General features: G+C 69.0%; 17 protein-coding genes. 7 read left to right on the plus strand and 10 right to left on the minus strand.

The features are described from left to right. Positions 1 to 3: 3 nt before the first annotated feature. The 5 genes from SYV04_RS29490 to SYV04_RS29510 all read right to left on the minus strand — a co-directional run bounded on the left by SYV04_RS29490 (position 4) and on the right by SYV04_RS29510 (position 5,924). Entirely contained in the window at positions 4 to 372 is a 369-nt protein-coding gene (locus tag SYV04_RS29490) for a hypothetical protein (RefSeq protein WP_321549282.1), read from the minus strand. A gap of 98 nt (positions 373 to 470) precedes the next feature. Further along, a complete protein-coding gene (locus SYV04_RS29495; RefSeq protein WP_321549283.1) occupies positions 471 to 2,306 on the minus strand; it encodes a MutS-related protein in 1,836 nt (611 codons plus the stop codon). A 167-nt stretch (positions 2,307 to 2,473) separates the two neighbouring features. Continuing rightward, a complete protein-coding gene (gene mrpC, locus SYV04_RS29500) occupies positions 2,474 to 3,220 on the minus strand; it encodes a Crp/Fnr family transcriptional regulator MrpC (RefSeq protein ID WP_321549284.1) in 747 nt (248 codons plus the stop codon). A 283-nt stretch (positions 3,221 to 3,503) separates the two neighbouring features. Then, positions 3,504 to 4,940 (minus strand): sigma-54-dependent transcriptional regulator, encoded by a 1,437-nt coding sequence (locus SYV04_RS29505; protein WP_321549285.1) that lies wholly within the window; start codon positions 4,938 to 4,940, stop codon positions 3,504 to 3,506. A gap of 9 nt (positions 4,941 to 4,949) precedes the next feature. Beyond that, positions 4,950 to 5,924, minus strand: a complete 975-nt coding sequence (locus SYV04_RS29510; RefSeq protein WP_321549286.1) for a sensor histidine kinase — start codon at positions 5,922 to 5,924, stop codon at positions 4,950 to 4,952. 94 nt (positions 5,925 to 6,018) lie between these two features. Here SYV04_RS29510 and SYV04_RS29515 point away from each other — a divergent pair, with 94 nt between their 5' ends. Continuing rightward, positions 6,019 to 8,856, plus strand: a complete 2,838-nt coding sequence (locus SYV04_RS29515) for a fused MFS/spermidine synthase (protein WP_321549287.1) — start codon at positions 6,019 to 6,021, stop codon at positions 8,854 to 8,856. A 167-nt stretch (positions 8,857 to 9,023) separates the two neighbouring features. Next, positions 9,024 to 9,284, plus strand: a complete 261-nt coding sequence (locus tag SYV04_RS29520) for a hypothetical protein (RefSeq protein ID WP_321549288.1) — start codon at positions 9,024 to 9,026, stop codon at positions 9,282 to 9,284. 88 nt (positions 9,285 to 9,372) lie between these two features. Here the strand turns inward: SYV04_RS29520 and SYV04_RS29525 are convergent, their stop codons facing one another. Next, complete coding sequence (locus tag SYV04_RS29525) at positions 9,373 to 11,601, minus strand: YfhO family protein (protein ID WP_321549289.1); 2,229 nt, start codon at positions 11,599 to 11,601, stop codon at positions 9,373 to 9,375. 63 nt (positions 11,602 to 11,664) lie between these two features. Between SYV04_RS29525 and SYV04_RS29530 the strand changes: the two genes are divergently transcribed. The 3 genes from SYV04_RS29530 to SYV04_RS29540 are packed head-to-tail and all read left to right on the plus strand — an operon-like array spanning position 11,665 to position 15,208. Continuing rightward, positions 11,665 to 12,990, plus strand: a complete 1,326-nt coding sequence (locus tag SYV04_RS29530) for an amidohydrolase family protein (RefSeq protein ID WP_321549290.1) — start codon at positions 11,665 to 11,667, stop codon at positions 12,988 to 12,990. Between the two features lies 1 nt (position 12,991). Further along, positions 12,992 to 13,978 (plus strand): class I SAM-dependent rRNA methyltransferase, encoded by a 987-nt coding sequence (locus tag SYV04_RS29535; RefSeq protein ID WP_321549291.1) that lies wholly within the window; start codon positions 12,992 to 12,994, stop codon positions 13,976 to 13,978. Between the two features lie 42 nt (positions 13,979 to 14,020). Next, entirely contained in the window at positions 14,021 to 15,208 is a 1,188-nt protein-coding gene (locus SYV04_RS29540; protein WP_321549292.1) for a serine/threonine protein kinase, read from the plus strand. Here the strand turns inward: SYV04_RS29540 and SYV04_RS29545 are convergent. Together SYV04_RS29545 and SYV04_RS29550 are read right to left on the minus strand one after the other, a co-directional pair. Continuing rightward, on the minus strand, positions 15,195 to 16,388 hold the full coding sequence (locus SYV04_RS29545; protein WP_321549293.1) for a multinuclear nonheme iron-dependent oxidase: 1,194 nt from the start codon (positions 16,386 to 16,388) through the stop codon (positions 15,195 to 15,197). The genes SYV04_RS29540 and SYV04_RS29545 overlap by 14 nt on opposite strands. An 18-nt stretch (positions 16,389 to 16,406) precedes the next feature. Further along, entirely contained in the window at positions 16,407 to 16,556 is a 150-nt protein-coding gene (locus SYV04_RS29550; protein ID WP_321549294.1) for a hypothetical protein, read from the minus strand. A 260-nt stretch (positions 16,557 to 16,816) separates the two neighbouring features. On the opposite strand from SYV04_RS29550, the gene SYV04_RS29555 reads away from it, so the two are divergent. After that, entirely contained in the window at positions 16,817 to 18,508 is a 1,692-nt protein-coding gene (locus SYV04_RS29555; RefSeq protein ID WP_321549295.1) for a methyl-accepting chemotaxis protein, read from the plus strand. Here SYV04_RS29555 and SYV04_RS29560 read toward each other — a convergent pair. Then, positions 18,505 to 19,125: a hypothetical protein gene (locus tag SYV04_RS29560; protein WP_321549296.1), complete on the minus strand. Its 621-nt coding sequence runs from the start codon at positions 19,123 to 19,125 to the stop codon at positions 18,505 to 18,507. The genes SYV04_RS29555 and SYV04_RS29560 overlap by 4 nt on opposite strands. Before the next feature lie 66 nt (positions 19,126 to 19,191). Further along, the gene (locus SYV04_RS29565; protein WP_321549297.1) at positions 19,192 to 21,303 is read right to left on the minus strand and encodes an STT3 domain-containing protein; all 2,112 of its coding nucleotides are present in this window, start codon (positions 21,301 to 21,303) and stop codon (positions 19,192 to 19,194) included. A 112-nt stretch (positions 21,304 to 21,415) separates the two neighbouring features. Between SYV04_RS29565 and truA the strand changes: the two genes are divergently transcribed. Next, complete coding sequence (truA, locus tag SYV04_RS29570; protein ID WP_321549298.1) at positions 21,416 to 22,213, plus strand: tRNA pseudouridine(38-40) synthase TruA; 798 nt, start codon at positions 21,416 to 21,418, stop codon at positions 22,211 to 22,213. The last annotated feature ends 2 nt before the right edge of the window (positions 22,214 to 22,215 follow it).

A 22,215-nucleotide genomic window follows, 5' to 3' on the forward strand; every position in this document is an offset into this window, starting at 1 on the left:
GCTTCAGCTTGAGGCGGGCTTCTTTCCTCCATCCCCCATGGAGTCCCAAGCAGGCGAGGGAATGAACCTTCGGAGGTTCATTTCACGTGAGTAGAGGACGTGGTGGTACTGGCCTGCGATCCGCACAAAGGTGCCATCGGGCGGAGCAGGGTGATTCTTCAACCAGGCTTCCGCCTCTTCTCGCGTATCGAACGAAGCCGCTAGGGGAGGGGGCGCGTCTGATTCCCTCTGCTGGAGATAGTCCACGAAGGCGTATCGCTGGCCCGTCGAGGTGATGAAGAGAATCGCGTCGATGGCAACCGCGAGGAGTTCCTGCTCTTCCGCAGACGGGTTCTCTGCCCGGAGTCGCGCAAGGAGGTCCATCACTCTCACGGGGAGTTCATGCGCACTCATGCAAGCACCGACGGGCATTAGTGGTGGCGTTTCAATCAATCCACCGCGTTATCTGTCTCCGTGATTTCACGGGGAACTCAGTGCAGGGTCGGCTCTGCCTCTTTGACGGGCACCCCGGCCATGCGCAGCACTCGGAGCGCGTTGGTGGTGTCCACCACGCCCTGACGGAGCTTGTAGTCGAACACCATCTTTCCGTCCTCCAGGTGGTCCCGGAAGTGGACGTTCACCACGTGCGCGCCGGGTTCATTCGCCAGCTCCGCCAGCGATAGATCGTGCGTCGTCACCGCTCCGCAAGCCCCCGTTCCCAGGAGCAGCCGCAGCACCTCGCGCGAGGCGATCTGCCGCTCGCGCGTGTTCGTGCCCAGGAGGATTTCATCCAGCAGGAACAGCGCTTGTCCCTTCGCTGTGGCGGCCGCGTCCAGCACCGCCTTGATGCGCTGCACCTCCGCGTAGAAGTAGGACACGCCACGCTCCAGCGAGTCCTTCACCCGCATGCTCGTGAGCACGTGTAGCGGTGACACCGTGAAATCCCGTGCGCAGACGGGCGCCCCGGCCAGTGCCAGCACCACGTTGGTGCCCACCGCCCGCATCAGCGTCGTCTTGCCCGACATGTTGGAGCCGGTGATGAGCAGCCCGTGACGCGGCCCCGGCAGGGACACATCGTTCGGCACCGGGTTGTCCAGCAGCGGGTGACCGAGCTCCTTCGCTTCCACCCGTGGGCCCTCGGCCACCAGCGTGGGCCAGCAGAAGACCGGCCGATCATGCGCGAAGCCCGCGAGGCAGGAGAGCGCCTCCAACTCAGCCAGTGCCTCGAACCAGCCCCGGACCTCCTTGCCGTGCCGAGCGCGCCAGTTCTCCAGCGCGAAGAGCGCATGCACGTCCCAGAGCGTGAACAGGTGTACCAGCGGGTGGAACTGGTGCCGCTTGAACTCGACGAATGAGTACAGCCGGCTGAACCGGTGGAAGTGCGTGGAGACTGGCGGCTCGCCCGCACGCTGCAGCCCGGACTGGAGCCGCTGAAGCAACGGGTGGTTCAGCTCCTGGCGCTCGATGCGGGAGAAGAGGGGCGCGTACCGCACGAAGCCGTGCTCGCCCGCGGACAGGCTCTCCTCCATCTGCCGCAGCGTGCGGCGCGTGGCCAGTACCACGCCCAACTGCGCGAACAGACCCACCCACCACAGCCAGCGCGGTCCCACCTCGAACTGTCCCAATACGTAGAGCGCGAGCGTGAGCGGAGGCAGCACCAGCGCCACCGGTCGCGCCCAGCGGATCGACTGGAGCGAAGGGCCCGTCTCCGCCCAGCGGATGAACAGGCCCGGGTCCGCCTTCTCTCGGGACACGTCTCTCGCCTCTACGCACACGTCCTGTCGGAAGTCGATGAGTGGGGCCAGCTCCCTCGCCGCGCCCTGTCGCGCGACCACCTCTTCCGCAGGAGCCGGAGCCGCCAGCCAGGAGGCGAGGCGCTCTTCCCCCGTCCGGGTCGCTGTTTCGTTCATCAGCTGGAAGAGGCTGGCCTGCCCGAAGACATCCAAGTCCGGGGAGTACAGGTGGGAGGGCGAGGCGAAGCGCTCACCTCGCTCCGCGAACTCACGCCACGCGCCGCTCAGTCGAGCCAACCCGCGCTCATTCAACGTGACGTACAGCCGCTCCCGGGCCTCCCGGCGGAAGACGTAGTGGTGCAGCACGGCGAGCACCGCATAGAACGCGACCGCTCCGCCCACCGCCCACCAGTAGGACTTCGGCAGCTTCCCGAAGAGGACGAGGCCCGCGATTCCGGCCGCCGCCAGGAACGCCAGGCCGCGCAGGTTCGCATAGCGCGCGCTGACCCGGTCCAGCTCCGCCAGCTTCGCTTGGGCGATGGCGCGACGATCGGTGTACGTGTGCTGCGGAGAAGAATCGGAGGAGGCAGTCATAGGGCCCAGGTTCAAGAGGCTGGGGCCGGGAAGATAACGACGCTCGGGGCCTTGTGGGGGCCCGTCTGTGCCTGAACCCTCCAAAAGCACGAAGGGCCCAACCGCTGCACGCGGCCAGGCCCCTTCGTGTTCGTTCGTTCGTTCGTTCGTTCGGGAAGAGGCGTTCTCTACTTCTCCTTGCCAGCGATCTTCCGCAGCGCCTTCTGGTCACGCACGCAGAGGATGCGGCCCACGTTGCCCAGCACGCCGTCACGCTTCATCTCGTTGATGAGCGTCGACACGAACGAGCGCGAGGCGCCCACCAGATCCGCCAGGTCCTGCTGGGTGATGCCGCGCAGGTCGGTCTCACCGCCGTGCGGGCAGCGCTCACCGTGCGCCTCCACCAGCGTCAGGAGGGTGTCGGCCAGCCGCGCCGGAACCTCCTTGAAGGTCAGCCCCAGCACGCGCTTGCGCAGGGCACGCACGCGCTCGGCGTACGCACGCACCACGTCCAGCGCCAGGGCAGGCCGCGCCTCGAGCTGCGCGCGGAAGTCACGGCCCTCGATGGACCACACCTCGGCCTCGCCCGAAGCGATCGCCATCTCCTCGATGGACGTGCCCTCGGGACGGAACACCTCGCCGAAGATCTCCCCGGGGCGAAGGATGCTCACCACCGAGCGGGTGCCGTTCTTGCCTACCCGCATCAGCCGCACGCGGCCCGACTTGAGCAGGTACACGCGGTCCGTCGTGTCGCCGTAGCGGTAGATGACCGAGTTGTGCGGGAACGACTCGACCTTGAAGTAACCCTTGAAGTCGATCGCCTCCTGGCCAGGGACGATCTTGTTGGCGGTCACCATCATGCCGGAGCTGGTGGTCTGCAGCGGGGCAACGACATTGGAACCGATGGGGCCGAGGGGACGGTTGAAGCCGTGCATTTGGGTCACTCCTGCGTGAGGTGGGTTGGCTGCTTCCCGAGCAACGAACGCAGGACCTCTTTTCCAAGGATTGTGCCAACCCGGGAATGAAATGCCGCCGGGGTAACAAACCCAAGAATGCTGGGTACTTAGCGCTACAGGTTGAAATCCCCGGCTCCGCTGTGTCCGAAATTTGAAACGGAACGTTCAAACAGTCTGATCAACGTGAACGAAACGTTCAATCCGGGGAGGGCTTTGTTCCGGGACCGACAGTGTCCGGCCGGAGACGGGCACGCCAAGCAACTCAGCCCTGTCCACCCAATGACGAGGGGAGTCCCTGAGAAAGCCCGAATTTCTGGAGCTTACGCTCGAGGGTCGGCCGGCTGATGCCGAGGATCTGGCACGTCTTGCCTTTATGACCCTTGGTCACCGCCATGGCGCGCTGGATGAGCATGCGCTCGGCCTCTTCCAGCGTGGGAATCTGGCTGACGTCGTCCACCGGCGGCGCGGCGAGCAGCTGCGCCAGGGGCAGGGCGGGCTGGCCGGGCTCGGAGATCCCCGGCTCCAGGGCGGGGAGATCGTCTCCCAGCAGCACCTCGCCGGGAGCGAGCACCACGGCGCGGGTGAGCACGTTCTCCAGCTCGCGCACGTTGCCGCGCCAGGGCAGCGCCTTGAGGTGCTCGAGCACCTCGGGCGGCACGCGGGTGACGCGCTTGTGGACCTTCTCGTTGATGCGCTCCAGCAGGTGATGCACCAGCGGGGGGATGTCGTCGCGCCGCTCGCGCAGGGGCGGGATGTGGAGGGTGATGACCTTGAGGCGCTGGTAGAGGTCCTCGCGGAAGCGCCCGGCGGCCACCTCATCGGCCAGGTGACGGTGCGTGGCGGCGATGACGCGCGCCCGTAGCTTCACGCGCTTGACGCCACCGACGCGCTCGAACTCGCGCTCCTGCAGCACGCGCAGCAGCTTGGCCTGGAGCATCAGCGACATGTCGCCGATTTCGTCCAGGAAGACGGTGCCGTCCTCGGCCAGCTCGAACTTGCCCAGCTTGGTGGAGGTGGCGCCGGTGAAGGCGCCCTTCTCGTGGCCGAACAGCTCGCTCTCCAGCAGCGTGTCCACGATGGCCGAGCAGTTGATGCCGATGAAGGGCTTGGACTCGTCGTACGAGTAGTTGTGGATGACGCGGGCGAACAGCTCCTTGCCCGTGCCGCTCTCGCCGTTGATGAGCACCGTGGCCCGGCTGCTCGTGACTTTGCCGATCTCCTTCACCAGCTGCTGCATCAGCGGGCTGGTGCCGACGATGTCGCCCAGGCGCGCCGCGGTGCTCTCGACGCTCATCGAGGCGGCGCGGCGTGAGAGCTGCCGGTACTCCAGCGCCCGGTCCACGACCAGGTCCAGCGCCGCCGGGTCCGAGAAGGGCTTGTGGATGTAGTCGAACGCCCCGGCCTTCATGGCCCGGATCGTCGTCTCCATGTCGTGGTGCGCCGTGACGAGGATGATGCGCGCGTCACCGCACAGCGCCTTCATCTCCTCGATGATCTCCAGGCCGCTGCGGTCCGGCAGCATCATGTCCAGGATGACCACGCTGGGCATGGCCTCCTGGGCGGCCTTGAGGCCGGCGCCGGCGCTCGTGGCCGTCACCACATGGTAACGCGGTGCGCCATCCTGGAGGATCTCCTCGAAGTGCATCTGGAGGTTCTCCAGGAGGCCCACGTCGTCATCGATGATGAGAAGGGTCTCCATGCGGCTCTGTCACAAGGCGAAGGTGAGCGTGAACACCAGGCCCGGCTCCGCACTTCCCTCGGCGGAGAGATCTCCCCCCTGATTGAGCATGACACGCCGGAGCGCCGCCAGGGAGAGCCCCGCCCCGCGCGCCAGGCGAGAGCCGAAGGGTTCGAACAAGGTCCCTCGCTCCTCAGGCGGCAGAGCGGCGGCCGAGTCCGTGAAGACCATGAGGGGCTGGCCCGCGGGCCCGTGCCGTAGGTGGACCGTGATGTGGGAGTCCTCGGTCTGGCCCATGGCGATGTTGAGCAAGAGCTGGGCGAGCACGGGCCGCAGTCGGGTGCCATCCACCTGCACCCGGGGCAGGTCCGGCTCCTCTTCTATTTTGAGTTCGATGCGGCGCTCGGCCAGCTCCGGCGCCACCATGGCCTGGGCCTCCTGCACGACGGAGCGCAGCGGCTGGGGCTCCAGGCGGGGCACGCTGTCGCGGCCATACTCGGACAGGAGCCAGAGCATCCGCTCCATGGTGCGGATCTCCCGGTTGGCGATGGTCAGCCGGCGCTTGTCCCGGTCCGACAGCCCCGTGTTCCGCTGGAGCGTCTGCACCGCCATCTTCACGGAGCTCAATGGGTTGCGGATCTCATGGCTCAGCGAGGAGGAGAGCTTGGAGATCTGCACCGGCGGGGCGCCCTCGAGAAGGAGGTCCAGGTCCTGGATGACGGCGATGGCCTCGTCCCCCTCCATTCCGAGCACCAGTCGCAGCGGGGAGTGCTCCTCGCCGCCGAAGCGGGCGGAGATGAACTCCACGGCGCGGCGGTTCTCCCGCGCGCGCGCATCCAGCTCCCGCGCCTTTTCGGGAGAGATGCCGAGCGCCACGTGGATCGGGGCGTCCAGCAGCTCCGCGGTCGGGCGGTGGAGTAGGGCAGGGCAGTCGCCCTCGATACGGGTAACCCGCAAGGTCGGAGACCAGGCGAGCTGAACGGCTTGTAAGAGCTGGGCGTTCATTTGTGGCACCGGAACATACCGAGTAACCTTCCGCTCTGTCCCCATGCACAGTGCCGCTCGTTTTCCGAAGCATCTTGTTTCGAGCTTCCTGTTTTTGTCCGGGGCCACGGCTCTGGTCTATGAGCTCGTCTGGTCCAAGTACCTGGCCAATGTCCTGGGCAATAGCGGGCAGGCCCACGCCGTGGTGCTGGCTACCTTCATGGGCGGGCTGGCGCTCGGTGCCTACGTCTTCGGGCGCACCGCGGACCGGGTGAAGAACCCCCTGCGCATGTACGGCCTGCTGGAGCTGGGGGTGGGCCTCTATGTCTTCCTGTTCCCCTCGGTGCTGGAGTTCCTGAGCGCGGCGTACCTGGCCGTGGCGGTGAACATGCCCGAGGGCGTCCGGGTGGTGCCCAAGCTGGTCCTGGCGGCGCTCTCGCTGGTGGTGCCCACCATGCTGATGGGCGGCACCCTGCCGGCGCTGGTGCGGCACTTCTCCTCCAAGCTCTCCCACGTCCAGCGCGAGCTGGCGCGCCTGTACGCCATCAACAGCCTGGGCGCCGCGATGGGCGTCTTCCTGGCGGGCACCACCCTGGTCCCCGCCATGGGCCTGGCCGTGTCGTCGCGGATCGCCGCGGCCCTCAACATCCTGCTGGCGCTGGTGGCCATCGTCGTGGCGCGCCGCTACCCGCCCGCCCAGTCCGCGGAGGCCGCCGCCTCTCAGGAGGCTTCCTCGGAGGAGGGGGACAACGTCTCTTATCCCCGGCTGGCGGTGCGTGCCGCCCTGGTGGGGGTGATGCTCTCCGGCTTCACCTCGATGCTCTACCAGGTGACGTGGATCCGGCTGCTGACCATCGTCCTGGGCGCCTCCACCTATGCCTTCACCCTCATCCTGACCGCCTTCATCCTCGGCATCGGCCTGGGCAGCTTCTGGCTGATGACCCGGAAGGGGAAGGGTGACCTGCTGCGCCTGTTCGGCCACCTGCAGGTGGGGCTGGTGCTCAGTGTGTGCGTGGCGCTGCCGCTCTACGTCCGGCTGCCGAACCTCTTCAGCAACGCCCAGTGGTTGATGAACCACACGGCGGATGCCTGGTCGCTCTACCAGATCATCACCTTTGGCTTCTGCTGCGTGGTGCTGCTGGTGCCTACCTTCTTCATGGGCGCGGCCTTCCCCGCCGCGGCGCGCGTGGCCACCGCCAAGGTGGAGGAGGTCGGCCGCGAGCTGGGCGGCGTGTACCTGTGGAACACCGTAGGCACCATCCTGGGCTCGGCCCTGGGCGGTCTGGTGCTCATGCCGTGGTGGGGCATGGAGGGCAACTTCATCGCCGGCGTGGTGGGCAACCTCCTGGCCGCCGGTGCCGCCTTCTACGCCTCGCCCCAGCGCCCCGCGAAGCCCCTGCGCGCCTTCGGTGGGCTGGGTGTGGGGCTGGCCGCCGGTGTCATCTTCCTAGTGGCCATGAATGGCTGGGCCGTGACGCTGTCGGGCATCGCCCAGGTCCGCGTGCCGCGCCACAAGCCGCCGGCCTACCAGTCCCAGGTCGACTGGTTCCAGCGCGACGTGAAGGCTCAGTTCTACCAGGACGACACCTTCGCCAGCGTGCTCGTGGGTCAGCTCAACGAGCACCGCTTCATGCGCATCAACGGGAAGATCGACGCCTCCAATGGCGACGACACCGAGACGATGGTGCTCGCCGGTCACCTCGGCATGCTGCTGCACCCGCGTGAGCCGGAGAACGCGCTCGTGGTGGGCGCCGGCGCCGCCATCACCACCGGCTCCATGCTCGCCCACCCGGTCAAGCACCTGGACATGGTGGAGATCTCCCCCGCCGTCATCGAGGCGGCGCGCCTGTTCAAGGACGACAACCGCAACGCCGTCGATGATCCGCGCACGCACGTCCACGTCGACGACGCGAAGACCTTCATGGCCCTGGCGCCGCGCAAGTACGACCTGATCGTCAGCGTGCCGTCCAACCCCTGGGTGGCCGGCGTCTCCGGTCTCTTCACGCGCGACTTCTTCCAGACCGTGGACAAGCACCTGGCCGACGATGGCGTGCTGGTGCAGTGGATCCACACCTACGAGAGCAGCCGGGACCTCATCCGCCTCGTCGTCCGGACCATGCGTGACACCTTCCCGCACGCCACCACGTGGCTGGGGCCCAGCGACATCATCCTCGTGGCCAGCCGCAAGCCGCTGTCGCTCGATCAGCAGAAGGTGATCGCCCGCATGGCCCGCCCGGACGTGAAGGAGGACCTCGCCCGGGTGGACATCCACGATCTCTTCACCTTGCTGTCCAAGCAGATCCACAGCGAGGAGGGGCAGCTCGAGTTCGCCGGGCCCGGCCCCATCAACACCGACGACCACAACATCCTGGAGTACTCCTCGCCCATCGCCTTCTTCATCGGCCGGCAAGAGGTGCGCGTGCGCGACGAGCGCCGGGGCGCCGACGGCGGCAAGCGGCTCTGGGTCCACCGCTACATGGAGGAGAACCCGCCCACCGTCGAGCAGCTCGCCCGTCTCCACCGCAACCTCGAGCGCTTCCACGCGGCCAATGATCCGCTCGTCCGAGGCGCCGCGGACCGCTGGCACGCGCTCGCGCCGGACAGCCCCGAGGCCGCCCTGGCACTCGCCAAGTCGGCGCTGGCCACCTCGGATCTCGCCCTCTCCCAGTCCCTGCTGGAGCCGCTGATCAACCAGGGCCAGCGAGAGCCGAAGTTCGTCATCCCGTGGCTGAAGCTGGCGACGGCGCGCTCCTGGGGCGCTCGGACCGTGTGGACTCCCAACCTCGGCGCCTCCGCGGCCGCCGCCCTGGGACGGCAGGTCGCCGCTGATCATCCTCAGAACGCGGAGCTGGCTCAGGCGCTGCGCGGGCTCTGCGAGGCGCTGCCGGCCTCCGATTGCCCTGATCAGAAACCCGCTTCCGGGCCCGCCGTGGCGGCTCCGATGGAACCCTGAAAACCCAAAAGATCCCGTAAAACTGCAGAAATCCGTGAGATCCCAAGGGCTTACATGTATCCTCCCGTTGACGGATAGTGAGGTTGCCGGGATTCCTTTACTGTCCTTTCACCCTCGAGCAGCAAGGGTGCCGTTCCCCACCCCAAACCCTCCGCAGGAGTTACCCCATGAAGGCGCTCAACAAGAAGCAGATGCTCCGCAAGGCCCGTGGTCAGGGCATGACCGAGTACATCATCATCGTGGCCCTGATCGCCATCGCCGCCATCGGCGTCATCACGCTGTTCGGCGACAACATCCGCAAGCTGTTCGGCGCCTCCGCGTCGGCCCTCGCCGGTAACGATGACGTGACCAACGATGGTCAGACGGCCGAAGAGGAGCTGAAGAAGAAGACCATGAAGAACTTCGGCATGAACAACACCTACAACTGATCGTAGGTGTCGTGAAGCCGCGGGGTGGGGTCGCCTGGCTCAAAAGCCGGTGGCTCCACCCTTCGTCTTTTGCGGGCTCGGGCGGCGTTCAGCCCCTGGGCCGCGAGGCGATTCGGCGACGGTAGAGGATGAGCGCCGCGAGCCCCCCACAGGTCAGCAGGGAGACGGCGAGCCCCAGCCGGAAGCTCCACGGGTGGTACTCGAACCGGATCCGGTGCGTCCCCGTCGGAGTACGCACGGCCCGCAGGGCGTAGTTGGCGCGGTGGATGGGCACCGGCGCCCCGTCGAGCGTGGCCTTCCAACCGGGGTAGTGGGTGTCGCTGAGCACGAGGTAGCTCTCGTCACAGGCCTCGGCTTCCACCTCCAGGTGCTGGGCGCCTGAGTCCACGATTCGCGCTTGGCCGTCGCATGCGGGACGATCCAGTGGCTCGCCCGTGGCAAGGAACGCCGTGCGCCGGAAGGGTTGGGAGGGCGCACGCACCGCCGCGAGCGCTTCTTCGTCGTGTACTACCCTGGCCTGCTGCACCAGGAAGGCGCGCGGCAGGGCCGTGCGGGAGCGGGAGAGGGTGACGCCATCCTCGAGCTGGTGGAGCAGCTCCAGGTCCGCGAACGGAGGAGGGCCCCGGCGTATATATAAGGTGACGCCGGTCAGGTCGTACACGCTCCGCTCCCGCGCGTACTGGAGCAGCTCGCTGTAGGCGGGCTCGGGCGCGCCGTAGCCCTCGAGCGCGGGCAGGTGCTCCTCCACGAAGCGGTTGGGGACGAGCCAGTCGATGCTCCGCTCGATGATGACGCCCACCTGGGCCGTTGCCTCGGGCTCCATGATGCCGGCGCTCACTCGGCCCTCGAAGGGCTGGGGCAGGTACGGCCGGAGCGCCGAGGCGTGGTCGAGGCTCCGGAAGGGAGCGTGCTTCGGCAGGCCCAGGAACTGGTGCGCTGCCACCAGCTCCAGGACGGTGAGCACCGCGACCGCGTGACGTACCCGGCGCGGGCGTCCGAAGGTGGAGGGCAGCAGGAGGAAGATGACCGCCGCGAGCCCCCAGAAGAGCAGGGGCCAGATGACGCCGTTCTGGGCCATCTCGCGCAGGGGCAGGCGCCGCACCACGGGGCCGCTGATGGCCAGCGCCACGCCCATCCCCACGAAGGCCAGGGCGGCCTTGAGGCGGGAGGCCCCCACGCGCCGGGCGAACCGTCCCAAGGCATCCAGCCCGAAGCCGGACAGCACCGAGAGGCAGAAGGCGGCGCCCACGAAGTATTTGGACGGATAGCGGAACAGCGAGAAGGGCGGGATTTGCAGCGCCCAGGTCGCGGGTGGGAAGTGGCGCCCGAGGCTCAGCAGCGCCAGCAGCAAGGCTCCTACCGCCAGCGGCCGGGCCCGCCGGGGACCCCAGACGGCGCCCACGAACCCGAGGGCACAGGGCAGCGCCCCAAGGAACTGGTTGAGGATGAACCACTGATCCTGGCCCCAATAGGTGTCACGCGGCCAGTCCGCCAGTGGCCACACCGCGGAGAGGAGCTGCGGCCACGAGGTGGACCAGGTCAGCCGCTGCTTCGCGAAGGCCTCCGCATCCATGCGCAGCGAGTTCATCGCGAACTCCGCGGCCGGCAGCAGCGCCACCGCCGCCACGGCCCCCGCCAGCGCCAGCCCGAGCGCCACGGGGACCGCCCGCGCCACATATCGCCCCGGAAGCCTTGGCCTCGGCAGCGACAGCAGGCACAGCAGCCCCTGCCAGAGCGTCGTCTCCGGTGAGCCGGCCAGCACCGAGAGTGCCGTGAGCGCGGTGAGCCGGGCCACGTTCGCGGCGCTCGGGGCCAGCGCCGTGGTGCGCGCCGCATGGAGGATGAAGCCGCTCCAGGCCGCCGCGTCGACGACGTTCTGCTGGATGCTCAGCGTCGTCATCATCGGGCACAGGCCGAACGTGGCGCCGGCCACCATCGCCGCGGGCCAGGACACCCGAAGCTGGCGCGCCAGGAGGAACACCCCCACGGCCGCCAGCGCGACGTGGAACAGGTGCAGCACCGTCATCCCCGCGATGGGCCCGGCGAGCAGCACCGCCAACCATCGGGGCGGATAGAAGACCTGGGAGTAGAGCGTGGCCGCGAAGGGCTGGCCCAGGCGCAGGTAGGGCGTCCACAGCGGCAGCTCGCCCGCGCGCAGCGACTCCAGGAGGAAGGCCGAGTCCGGGAAGAAGATGCGGAACACCTCCCGCCCCGCCAGCAACTGGCCGGCGAGCACCGGGTGGTAGACCAGGGCCATCACGGCCAGCAGTCCGCAGGCGCTCAGGACGACGCGGCGAGGAGGTGTCAGAAGGGCCACGGCCCTCGGTATACCCGGTTCTCCGCTTGGGGCGCCCCTCGTCCATGCTAAGACGAGGCGTCCATGGAAGGCCGCCTCCTCCTCAAGAACTGCGCCGTGTTCCGGGCGGACGGTCGGGTTCGCACCGGCATGGCCCTGGTGGTGCAGGAGGGCCTCATCCGCCGCGTGGCTCCGGACGCCGAGGTGCCCGTCCTCCCCGGCGACTGGGAGGTGGCGTGCCGGGGCCGGCTGGTGTCTCCGGGGCTCGTGGACTGCCACACGCACATGGTTGGCGGCCAGCTCCTGCCCCCCACGGGCAACTTCCTGCTGCGCGCGCCGAACAACCGCCTGGAGCGGCGCAAGCACGTGGCCTCGCTCCTGACGGTGGGAGAGGTGGAGGCGCTCACCCGCTTCGCCATCGCCCGGGCGCTTCGGGACGGCATCACCCTGGCGGTGGAGCACCTGGAGGCGCCCGCGGATGTCGCGGGAGCGCTCACGGTCCAGGCGCGCGCGGCCGAGCAGCTCGGCATTCGGTTGGTGACGGGCCACCTCACCCACAGCCTCTCCGGAGAGGCCTCCGCCCGGGAGTGCCTCGAGGGGAATACGGACTTCGCGCGGCGCTACCGCGCCCACCCGCTGGTGCGGGGCGCCCTGGGCTTCCAATCGTCCCATACCTGCGAGGAAGACCTCCTGCGCCGGATCGCCACCCTGTCCGAGGAGCTCGACGCGCCCGTCCTGTTCCACCTCGCCGACGGGCAGGACGATCTCACCGCCACCTATGAGCTGTACGGCAAGCGCGTGGTGCCACGGCTGGACGAGCTGGGGCTGCTGAGCTCGCGCTCCATCGCCGCGCGGGCGCGCACCGTCGATGCTGGGGAGGCCCGGCGGCTGTCGGACACGGGCACCTTCGTCGCGATCAGCCCCCGCGCGCAGCTCACCGCCGAGCGCATCGGCGACTCGCTGGAGGCGCTGCTCACGCTGCCGCCCCTGATCGGGTTGGGCACCAGTGGCCAGGGCACTCTCTGGGAGGAGGCGCTGGCGGCCCTCGTGGGCTTGATGCGGATCTCCCGCGCCGGCCGCCTGCCGGATCCGGACGGGATGCTGGCGCAGTTGCTGGTGAGCGGCCCCGCGGAGCTGTGTACCCGCTTGTACCGGCTGCCCTCGGGCGGAGTGGAGGAGGGCTCCATCGCCGATCTGGTGGTGTACGACAGCGTGCCCACCTCGGACCCGGAGACGGGCTACTCACCGCACCTGCTCGGCCAGCTAGCCCAGGCGCGGGTGGCCTGGACGATCGTCAACGGCCGCGTCACCGTGCGCGAGGGGCAGTTGCTCGGCGCGGACTTCGTGGAGCTGGCCCACGCCGCCGCCGCCGCGCTCGCCAGCGTGTGGAACCGCGCCAGCCTCTCTTGAGATGAGCCCCGCCCGCGTCCCACTCGCCCAAAGCTTCCGTGCGGCCCGCGAGCGGCGGGGACCGCTGCTCACGGAGCCGCGCACCACCGCGCTGCGCTGGGTGAACGGCGCTCCGGATGGCGTGCCCGACGTGACGGTGGATGCCTTCGCGGACGTGCTGGTGATGAGCCTCTACCGGGACTTCGCTCCCTCCGAGGAGCAGGCCCTGCTCGACGCGGCCGTGGAGGCCTGGGCTCCGCGCAGCCTCTACCTCAAGCGTCGCCCCCGCGAGGCCCGGGTGCTGGCCAACACCTCCCGAGAGGCGCTCGCCCCCGAGGTGCCCGCCCGAGGAGCGCCCGTCGAAGCCCTGGAGGCGCTGGAGAACGGCGTGCGCTTCCTCATCCGCCCCGCGCAGGGCCTCTCGGTGGGCCTGTACCTGGACATGCGCGAGACGCGCGCGTGGCTGATGGGGCAGGTGAAGGGCCTCACCGTGCTCAACCTCTTCTCCTACACCTGCGCCTTCGGTGTGGTGGCCACGGCGGGCGGCGCTCGGCGCGCGCTCAACATCGACACCAGCCGGCGCGTGCTGGACTGGGGCGAGGAGAACGCCCGCCTCAACGGCCAGCCGGTGGACCGCTACGACTATGTCGCGGGGGATGTGTTCGACTGGCTCGGGCGCCTGGCGAAGAAGGGGCAGGCGTTCGATGTGGTGATTTCGGATCCGCCCTCCTTCTCCACTACGCGCACCACCCGCTTCTCCGCGGCTCGGGACTACCCCCAGCTGGCCGAGGCCGCCGCGCGCTTGGTGACCCCCGGAGGCCGGCTGGTGGCCTGTTGCAACCTGTCCACCCTCACGGGCCGCCGCTTCGAGGCGATGGTGGCCGAAGGAGTGGCTCGTGCGGGGCGCCAGGGACGGCCGGTACACTCGCTCGGCCCCTCGCCGGTCGACTTCCCGGCCTCCCCGGAGGCCCCCCCCGGGCTCAAGGTGAACGTCCTTCAGCTGCGCTAGATCGCGGTTTTGTCACGGTGATCGGCTATCGTCTCCGCCGCGATGTCCACCGCTGCGTCACGAGACACCAGTCGCTTTGGCAAGTACCGGCTCATCGATCGCATCGCGGTCGGAGGAATGGCGGAGATCTTCCTCGCGCACCAGGTGGACGGAGAGGGGCTGGAGACGCCCGTCGTCATCAAGCGCATCCGCCCGCACCTGTCCAAGCACGCCACCTTCGTGAAGATGTTCCTGAACGAGGCCCGGCTGGCCGCGCAGCTCAACCACCCCAACATCGTGCAGATCCACGACCTGGGGAAGATCGGCGAGAACTACTTCATCGCCATGGAGTACATCTTCGGCCGGGACATGCGGCGCGTCATCCCCAAGGCCGAGGAGGTGGGGATCCAGTTCCCGCTGGTGTACGCGCTGCGCATCGCCTCGGACGTGTGCGCGGGGTTGCACTACGCGCACCAGAAGGTGGACCTGTACGGCAACCCGCTGAACATCGTTCACCGGGACGTGACGCCGGAGAACATCTTCGTGGCCTTCGACGGTACGGTGAAGGTGCTGGACTTCGGCATCGCCAAGGCGACCAACCAGGTGGAGCAGACGCGCGCGGGCGAGCTCAAGGGCAAGCTCAGCTACATGAGCCCCGAGCAGTGCCTGGGCAAGCCGGTGGATCGGCGCAGCGACATCTTCTCGGTGGGCGTGGCGCTCTACGAGTGGCTCACCGGCTTCAAGCTCTTCACGGGTGAGTCCGAGGTGGTGGTGATGCGCAGCATCACCGAGGGGAAGATCTACGCGCCCTCGTACTTCAAGGCGGACATCCCCGAGCCGGTGGAAGCCATCCTGATGAAGGCGTTGGAGAAGGATCGGGACAAGCGCTACCAGACGGCGGCGGAGATGCGCTCGGCGATCGACGCGTTCCTCAACACGTACGAGTTCACGCCCACGCCGCTGCACCTCTCGAACTTCCTGCGGCAGATCTTCCACGATGAGCTGAAGGAGGAGCAGGGGCGGCTGGTGAAGCAGACCTCCAGCGCGGAGGAGATCGTCGCGTTGGAGGAGGAGCTGACGCCCGAGGCGGCCAGCCCTGTGCGGGAAGGCCGCAGCCCCTCCGAGCGCCTGCTGAGCATTCCCCTGTCCGGTGAGCAGCTCGCCGCGCTGGAGGCCATGGCACAGCGCAACGGCGTCACCGTGAGCAAGATGGTGGGAGAGCTGCTCTCCACCTGGCTCAAGTACCGCTGAGCACGCGGGAGCGGCCGGGACGACTCACCCGGCTGTATTCCGTGTCCTGGGCCGGATCGAAGGCGGCCCACTGCGAGGCCAGGACGGCCAGCAGCTCGAGCATGCGTCGATCAAACGTCTCCAGGTACGGCGCCAGTCGTGTGCCCGCGATGCCCTGCCGCAGCCGAGAGAGGATTGCCCGGTCATCGGACTCCTCGACGAGGGCGGTGATCAGCTCTCGCTGGTACTGGGCAAGCTCGTGCATGTCGAGCAGGGCCGGTGGAGGGGCGGCGATGACGCCACGCACGGGGTTTACGGGCGCTGCGCTGGCCTCGGTCACCAGCTCGACCACGGCGCGGTAGTGGGCTTGCCACTCGGCGCGGGTCTCCTCGGACTCGAAGGTCTCGCCTCGACGCTCGACGATGACGACCTCGCACCGTGAGCACAGGCTCAGGGCCCGGCGGAGCAGGGCCAGCACCGGAGGCAGGAGGGGACCATCATGGCTGTCCAGTCGGACCGGCCGGAAGTCCCCAGCTCGGAGCGCGCGGCCCCAGCTTCCGCCCGAGACGTGGAGTTCGCGAACCCGCTCCAGCGGATAGCTCTCGAGCAGGACTTCCGGCGGCAGCCCCGTGTTGAGCGCCTGGGTCCACACGTTGTGGACATCGAGCACCAGGAAGCCGTCGCCAGGTTCCAGCACGGCATCGAGGAACGCGCCCTGATCGGCTGCATCGGCAGGAGAAAGCGTGTTGGCCAGCACCTCGAGCCCCACCGGTCCGCCCGTGGCCGCACGGAGCCGCTCGAGCCGGTCACGGCCGATGTCCACCGCGGCGCCACAGTACGGCAGTGGCAGCATCGCACTGCGCGTGAACGGGCCCGCTGCGGTGAAGCCAAAGTGCTCGGAGATGTGGCGGTAGGGCCGCCGGTGGCACTCGCGGGCGAGGTGCTCAAGCCATGCTTCCTGGCGGGGCTGCCAGGCAGCCGTGAGCACCGACAGCCACACCCCGTGGCCGTACAGCGCCTCTTGCTCGCCATAGAGATCGAGCATGCGCCCGGCCCAGTCCGGCAGCTCCCGCGCTGCGAATCCCCACTCGAAGTCGATGTCCCACTCGAGCGCGGTGACCAGCCCCTCGGCGAAGAGCGGTCGCGCCGCCTCGCGGAAGGCGTCGTCGGTGACGAGGTTCAGCCCTACGCGAGGCGGCATGGCAGCACCGACTCCGGGCTAGCGGGCCGACGCGGTGACGAGGTAGGCGCTGGACGCGGGCAGGGCTTGCAGCCGACCACAGGCCAGACATATGGGAGGCGGTCTCAGCTGCCGGGTAACTGCCGTGTCGAGGATCGCGGTGGCCTTTACGCGGAGTTCTTGGTTCATGGCGCTCTCTCGGGTGAGTGGGGACGCTGACTTCATCCCGGAGGGAGTTCCGCTGCACCGGATGTGACTCGGGTCAAGATTTCGCCCCGGGGGCCGGAGCGGCGGCCAGTTTCGAGCCTGATCCGCCGGTGCGCGGTATACGGAAGGGCATCGCGTCGCTCGGTCGGCCGGCCGAGTATCTTCGTTTTCTTCATTTCTGACATTCTGGGAAGCGGCCGGGGAACTTTCAGCCCCGCAGTCACTCTCTTCCGAAGAAGCCCATGTCCTGGTTCCAGAACCTCAAGATCGCCTCGAAGCTCTTCTGTGCCTTTTTCGTCGTGCTGTTGATCACCACCGCGCTTGGCCTCTTCGCCATCGATCAGCTGGGGGCGCTCAACCGTGCGACGGAAGTGGTCACCACCAACGCGATCGGGAGCATCGACCACCTCTCGGACATGAGCACCCACCTCTCCAACTTCCGGGTGGCGGAGCTGCAGCACATCACCGCGTCCTCCCCTCAGGAGATGGCGGAGTTCGAGAGTGACATGGACCTGGCCCTGAAGGAGATCCGGCGAAACCGGCAGGACTTCGAGCCGCTCATCGTCCTGGAGGTCGAGCGCCGATCGATCAACGAGTTCGACGCCTTGTTCAAGGACTTCCTCATCGAGCACGACAAGCTGCTGCCGATCTCGCGAGAGAACAAGAACGACGAGGCCCATGTGTTCATCCGCGGGCGCTCCCGGCAGTTGTTCGAGGGCGCCGCCGCCACGCTGGAGTCGCTGAGGGATGTCAACGAGAAGGAGAGCTTCGACGCGGAGGTGGCCGCCCGCGCTACCTATGAGGAGGGCCGCGCGTGGATCCTCTCCGCGCTGGGAGCCAGCGTGGGGGTGGGCTTCCTGCTGTGCCTCTTCCTCGCGCGGCTCATCTCCCGGCCGCTGGTGGAGGCCGTGAAGGTGGCCGATCGCATCGCGGAAGGGGACCTCACCATGCGCATCGAAGCGACGGGCCAGGACGAGACGGGCCGGCTGCTGAACGCCATGCGCGAGATGATCCGGCGGCTGGCGCAGGTCATCGGAGAGGTGCGAGAGGGGGCCGGGACGCTGACAGGAGCCGCGGCGCAGGTGTCGGTCTCCTCGCAGAGCCTGTCTCAGGGCACCAGCGAGCAGGCCAGCAGCGTGGAGGAGACGACGGCGAGCCTGGAGCAGATGAGCGCCACGATCGACCAGACGAGTCAGCACAGCCGGCAGATGGAGCAGATGGCCCTCAAGGGCGCCAAGGAGGCGCGCGAGAGCGGCGAGGCGGTAGCGCAGACGGTGGAGGCGATGGGAGAGATCGCCGAGAAGATCACCATCATCGAGGAGATCGCCTACCAGACGAACCTGCTGGCGCTGAACGCGGCCATCGAGGCGGCGCGGGGCGGCGAGCACGGCAAGGGCTTCGCGGTGGTGGCCACGGAGGTGCGCAAGCTGGCCGAGCGCAGCCAGACGGCGGCCAAGGAGATCAGCGGGCTGGCCGGGCGCAGCGTGCGGGTGGCGCAGCGCTCCGGGGAGTTGCTGATGGAGCTGGTGCCGTCGATCCAGAAGACGACGCAGCTGGTGCAGGAGGTGGTGGCGGCCAGCGGGGAGCAGGCCTCGGGGGTGCGGCAGATGAGCCGGGCGATGGTGCAGGTGGATCAGGTGACGCAGCGAAACGCGTCGGCTTCCGAGGAGCTGGCCTCCACGGCCGAGGAGCTGTCGGCCCAGGCGGAGACGCTGCAGCACCTGGTGTCCTTCTTCCGCGTGGGCCAGGGAGACGGGAGGACGCCGCGGCCGGTGCCACCTCGAACTCCTGGGACGCAGCCCCCCAGTGGCGGTGGGGGGGGCCCGCAGCAGGCCTTGCTCTCCGTCACGCAGGCTTTGAAGAACGCCACCCAGGGCTCCCTGTCCGTGGCGCGCGAGCTGGCGGCCGAGGACCGTGAGTTCAAGCGCTTCTAGTAGGCCACCACCGTAGGCGGGGTCGTGGTGCTGAAGAAGTCGTTGAAGGACGCGTGATAGGAGGAGCCGCTACCCATCTCGCTCAGGCCATAGAGCTTGCACCCCTTGCTGCCATCGACCTGGACCGTGTTCAGGTCCGGCATGAACAGGTCACTGAACGAGACGCTGTAGATCGAAGGTCCGCACGTCAGCATCGAGCTGCGGACGGTGCTCAGGGTGCTGGGGTCGATCTGCTTGACGTACACGGAGACGGGCGATGAGCCGCTCGGCGTGTTCTTGCTGGTGTAGGCGATAGCGAGGCCCAGGGAGTTGCCCGTGATGGCCGCGCTTGAGGTGTAGGACGAGCCCACCGTGGTGGAGGCGGCGGCGTAAGGACAGCCCACGGAGGCTTGCCGGGTGACGACGTAGTTGTAGAACGGCGGAAGCTGGCCCGGCTGCGCCACCGCGGCGATGGTGAAGGTACACCCCTGCGACGTCGCGCTCGTCGTCAGCGCTTGGGCCGAGGCCTCGACGGAGGAGTCGGTGGGGTTCAGGCGCGATTCCTCGCCCCCACAGCCCGCGCCCAGCAGCCCGACGAACAGCAGCGCTACCCGCTTCGACGACAACCGACGGTGCATGAGACCTCCTTCGAAAGGAACGGTCTCGACCTTAGTTCAGGGCCTTTGGGACGGAGAAGCGCCGCGCTACGGGCCGGGCCTTGGGCTGTCGGCCACTTCGGAATCGGGCAGCGCCTCGATGTTCGCTCCGGATTCCACCGCCGCGCGAGGCACGGTCACCGACAGCGTGCGGGTTCCGAGGCTGAGCGCATAGCTTCCACCCACGTCGTGCGGAGCCACCCAGGGAGTGCCTTCGGTGGGGTAGGCCACGCGCAGCTCGAAGCGGCCCGAGGGGTCCACCCGCGCCTTGCGCACGTACTCGAAGGTGCGGCCGTGGTGGTTGCGCAGGCGCAGGGAGGCGGTGACGGTCTCTCCAGGAGGGCCGTGGCCCGTGAGGACGGCGCCCGGCACCACCTGGAAGACGCGCGCGGCGCTGACGGGTGTCTTGCGGCGCTGCTCGAGCGAGTCATAGACGAGCTGGAAGTGGGCGCTGGCGGGCCGATCATCGACGGCCATTCCCGTCTCATCGAGCAGCCACCCCACCAGTCCGGAGGTCGCGGCATCGGGCGGATGGCCCACGAGCCGCACCGAGGGCGTGGCGAGCACGTAGCGGGCGCCCGTCTCCTGGGCCAGGCGGAAGGCCTGCGCGTCGTCGCGCTCGGCCAACACCTGGGCAGCGCGCGCGTTGCCCGCCACGTGGGCGGACGCTTGGAAGAAGGTGCTGGCCACCTCGGGGCGCTCGGCCCACAGCGTGACGAAGTGGCCTAGCTCGTGGTCCGCCACGACGGCGTAGCGCGTCTCGGAGGGCCGGTAGGGATCGTCCGCGGCGGGCGGGGTGTGCTCCTTCATCCAGCGCAGTGTCGGGCGCACGAGGCGCACCTGATCCGGGGGCGGTCGCGCGGGTTGGGGGAAGAGGGGCCCGAGCAGCAGGAGGCAGACCATGGCGCCCGCCACCTTCGCGACGCGTTGCCACACAGCCGGCAGCCCGGCCATCAGGGCCGGGAAGGTGAGGACGACCAGGCACGTGGCGGCGCCGCTCAGCCCCTGGGCGAAGCGGGCCTGCACGGCGGAGGCGGCGGTGAGCAGTCCCGCGGTGGCGAGCGCGGGCCAGGCCACCGGAGAGCCCGAGGCGGCCAGCCGCCACGCCCCCCAGGCCGCGAAGGGCAGGGCGAGCAGCAGTGGGCCGAGGAGCTCCAGCGCCCACTTCGGGTCCTTCAGCAGGGGCTCGGTCTCCACGACGGTGGCCATCATCGGGTCCCCGCGACCGAGGTGTCCCATGGCGCGGAGGAACTCCCCGCTCAACGCGAGGCCCGCGAGCAGGGCCACGGCCAGCCACACGGCGCCGCGCTTGTCTCGGGCCCGGAGCGCCACCAGCCCCACGGCGCCGCAGAAGAGCGCGAGCGCCAGGATCGGGTGGAAGGCGGTCAGCGACTCGTAGTCGAGCCGCGTCGGGTGGCCGAAGAGGAGCACGCCCAGCGCGAGGGAGCCGACCGCGCCCGCTCCCGCGGCCTTCAGGGCGGAGGCGGCGCGCTCCGGAGTCTCTCGCCGCGAGGCGATGAGGGCGGCCGCCAGTCCACCCACCGCCAGGCAGGGCAGCAGCGTGAAGGCCGTGGTCGTCAGCAGGCGCCCGAAGCCCACCACCAGCCCCGCGGCGAGCGCGGGCCCTCGGCGCCCGGAGGCCAGTGCGTACCCGAAGAGCGCCGGCGCCAGGAGTGCCAGGAAGGGTTCATGGACATGGTGGTCCGCGTTGCCCAGCGCCCCGCTCTCCACCGCCGTGGGCGTCAGCGCGAGCAGGGCGAGCGCCGCGAGCGCCGGGCCTCTCCCATGGAAGCGCGCCACCGTGAGCCCCACCGCCGCGAGCAGCAGCGCCGAGAGCCCGGGCCCCACCCACGCCGCCCCGAGCTCGGCGGACCCGGGGCCAGCGATCGCCAGCGCCACGAAGAGCGTGTGGAGCGGCGGCCAGAGGATGGAGGCGCCCTCCGGGAAGTTCACGAAGGGATCGAACGTGACGAAGCGCGGGAAGGCGGCCAGCTGCAGGCGCGCGAAGCGGACGTAATAGTGCGAGTCCGCCGGGACGAGCTCCACCTCGTCGCCGACGAACACGCTCCTCCACCCGGAGCAGCGCGCCCACACCCCCAGCAGTACCAGGGCGAGTCCCAGCACCCAGGCGGCGCGGTGCAGCCACGGGGAAGCCGGCACCGGAGCCTGCTCTGCGGCGGGGAGGGGAGCGGACAAGAGTTCGAGCGGCATCGACGGGCGAGGGAGAGCGGTGCATCCTATCCCAGCGCGACTCCTCGCGGCCCTCTCTCCCATGCCCCGCCTGAAACTGACCCTCGAATATGACGGCACCCGCTACGTGGGCTGGCAGCTCCAGCCGAACGGGCGCTCCATCCAGGCGGAGCTCCTCGATGCGCTGGGCCGGCTGCTCGGCGGCCCTGTGGACGTGACGGCCGCGGGCCGGACCGACTCCGGCGTTCACGCCACGGGGCAGGTGGTGTGCTTCGACACGGAGCGTCAACTCCCGCTCAAGGCCTACTGGAGGGGGCTCAATGGCCTGCTGCCCGAGGACATCGCGGTGGTGCGCGCCGAGGAGGTGCCCGCCGAGTTCGATCCGCGCCGCTGGTCCCAGGGCAAGCGCTACCGCTACCGGGTGAGCAACCGGCCCTCGCGCTCGCCGCTCCGGCGCTCCACACACTGGGAGATCTTCGCCCCGCTCCAGGTGGAGGCCATGGCCCGCGCCGCCACCCACCTGCTGGGCCGACATGACTTCTCCGCGTTCCGGGCCTCGGACTGCCAGGCCGCGCACGCCCTGCGAGAGGTGCGCCGGCTGGAGGTGGAGGGGCGCTCGGGAGATGCCGTCTCCATCGTGGTGGAGGGCACCGCGTTCCTCAAGCACATGGTGCGCAACCTCGCGGGCACCCTGGTGGAGGTGGGCAAGGGCCGCCGGAGCGAGGCGTGGGTGGCCGAGGTGCTCGCCTCGCGGGACCGGACCCGGGCCGGCCCCACCGCTCCTCCCCAGGGGTTGGTGCTGGAGGAGGTCTTCTATGGAGAAGGGCCGCCTCCTCGTACGGCAGGGGGCTCGGCGGACGTGTTCGACGACGAGCCGTGAAG

The organism is Hyalangium ruber (assembly GCF_034259325.1).
Taxonomy (GTDB): domain Bacteria; phylum Myxococcota; class Myxococcia; order Myxococcales; family Myxococcaceae; genus Hyalangium_A; species Hyalangium_A rubrum.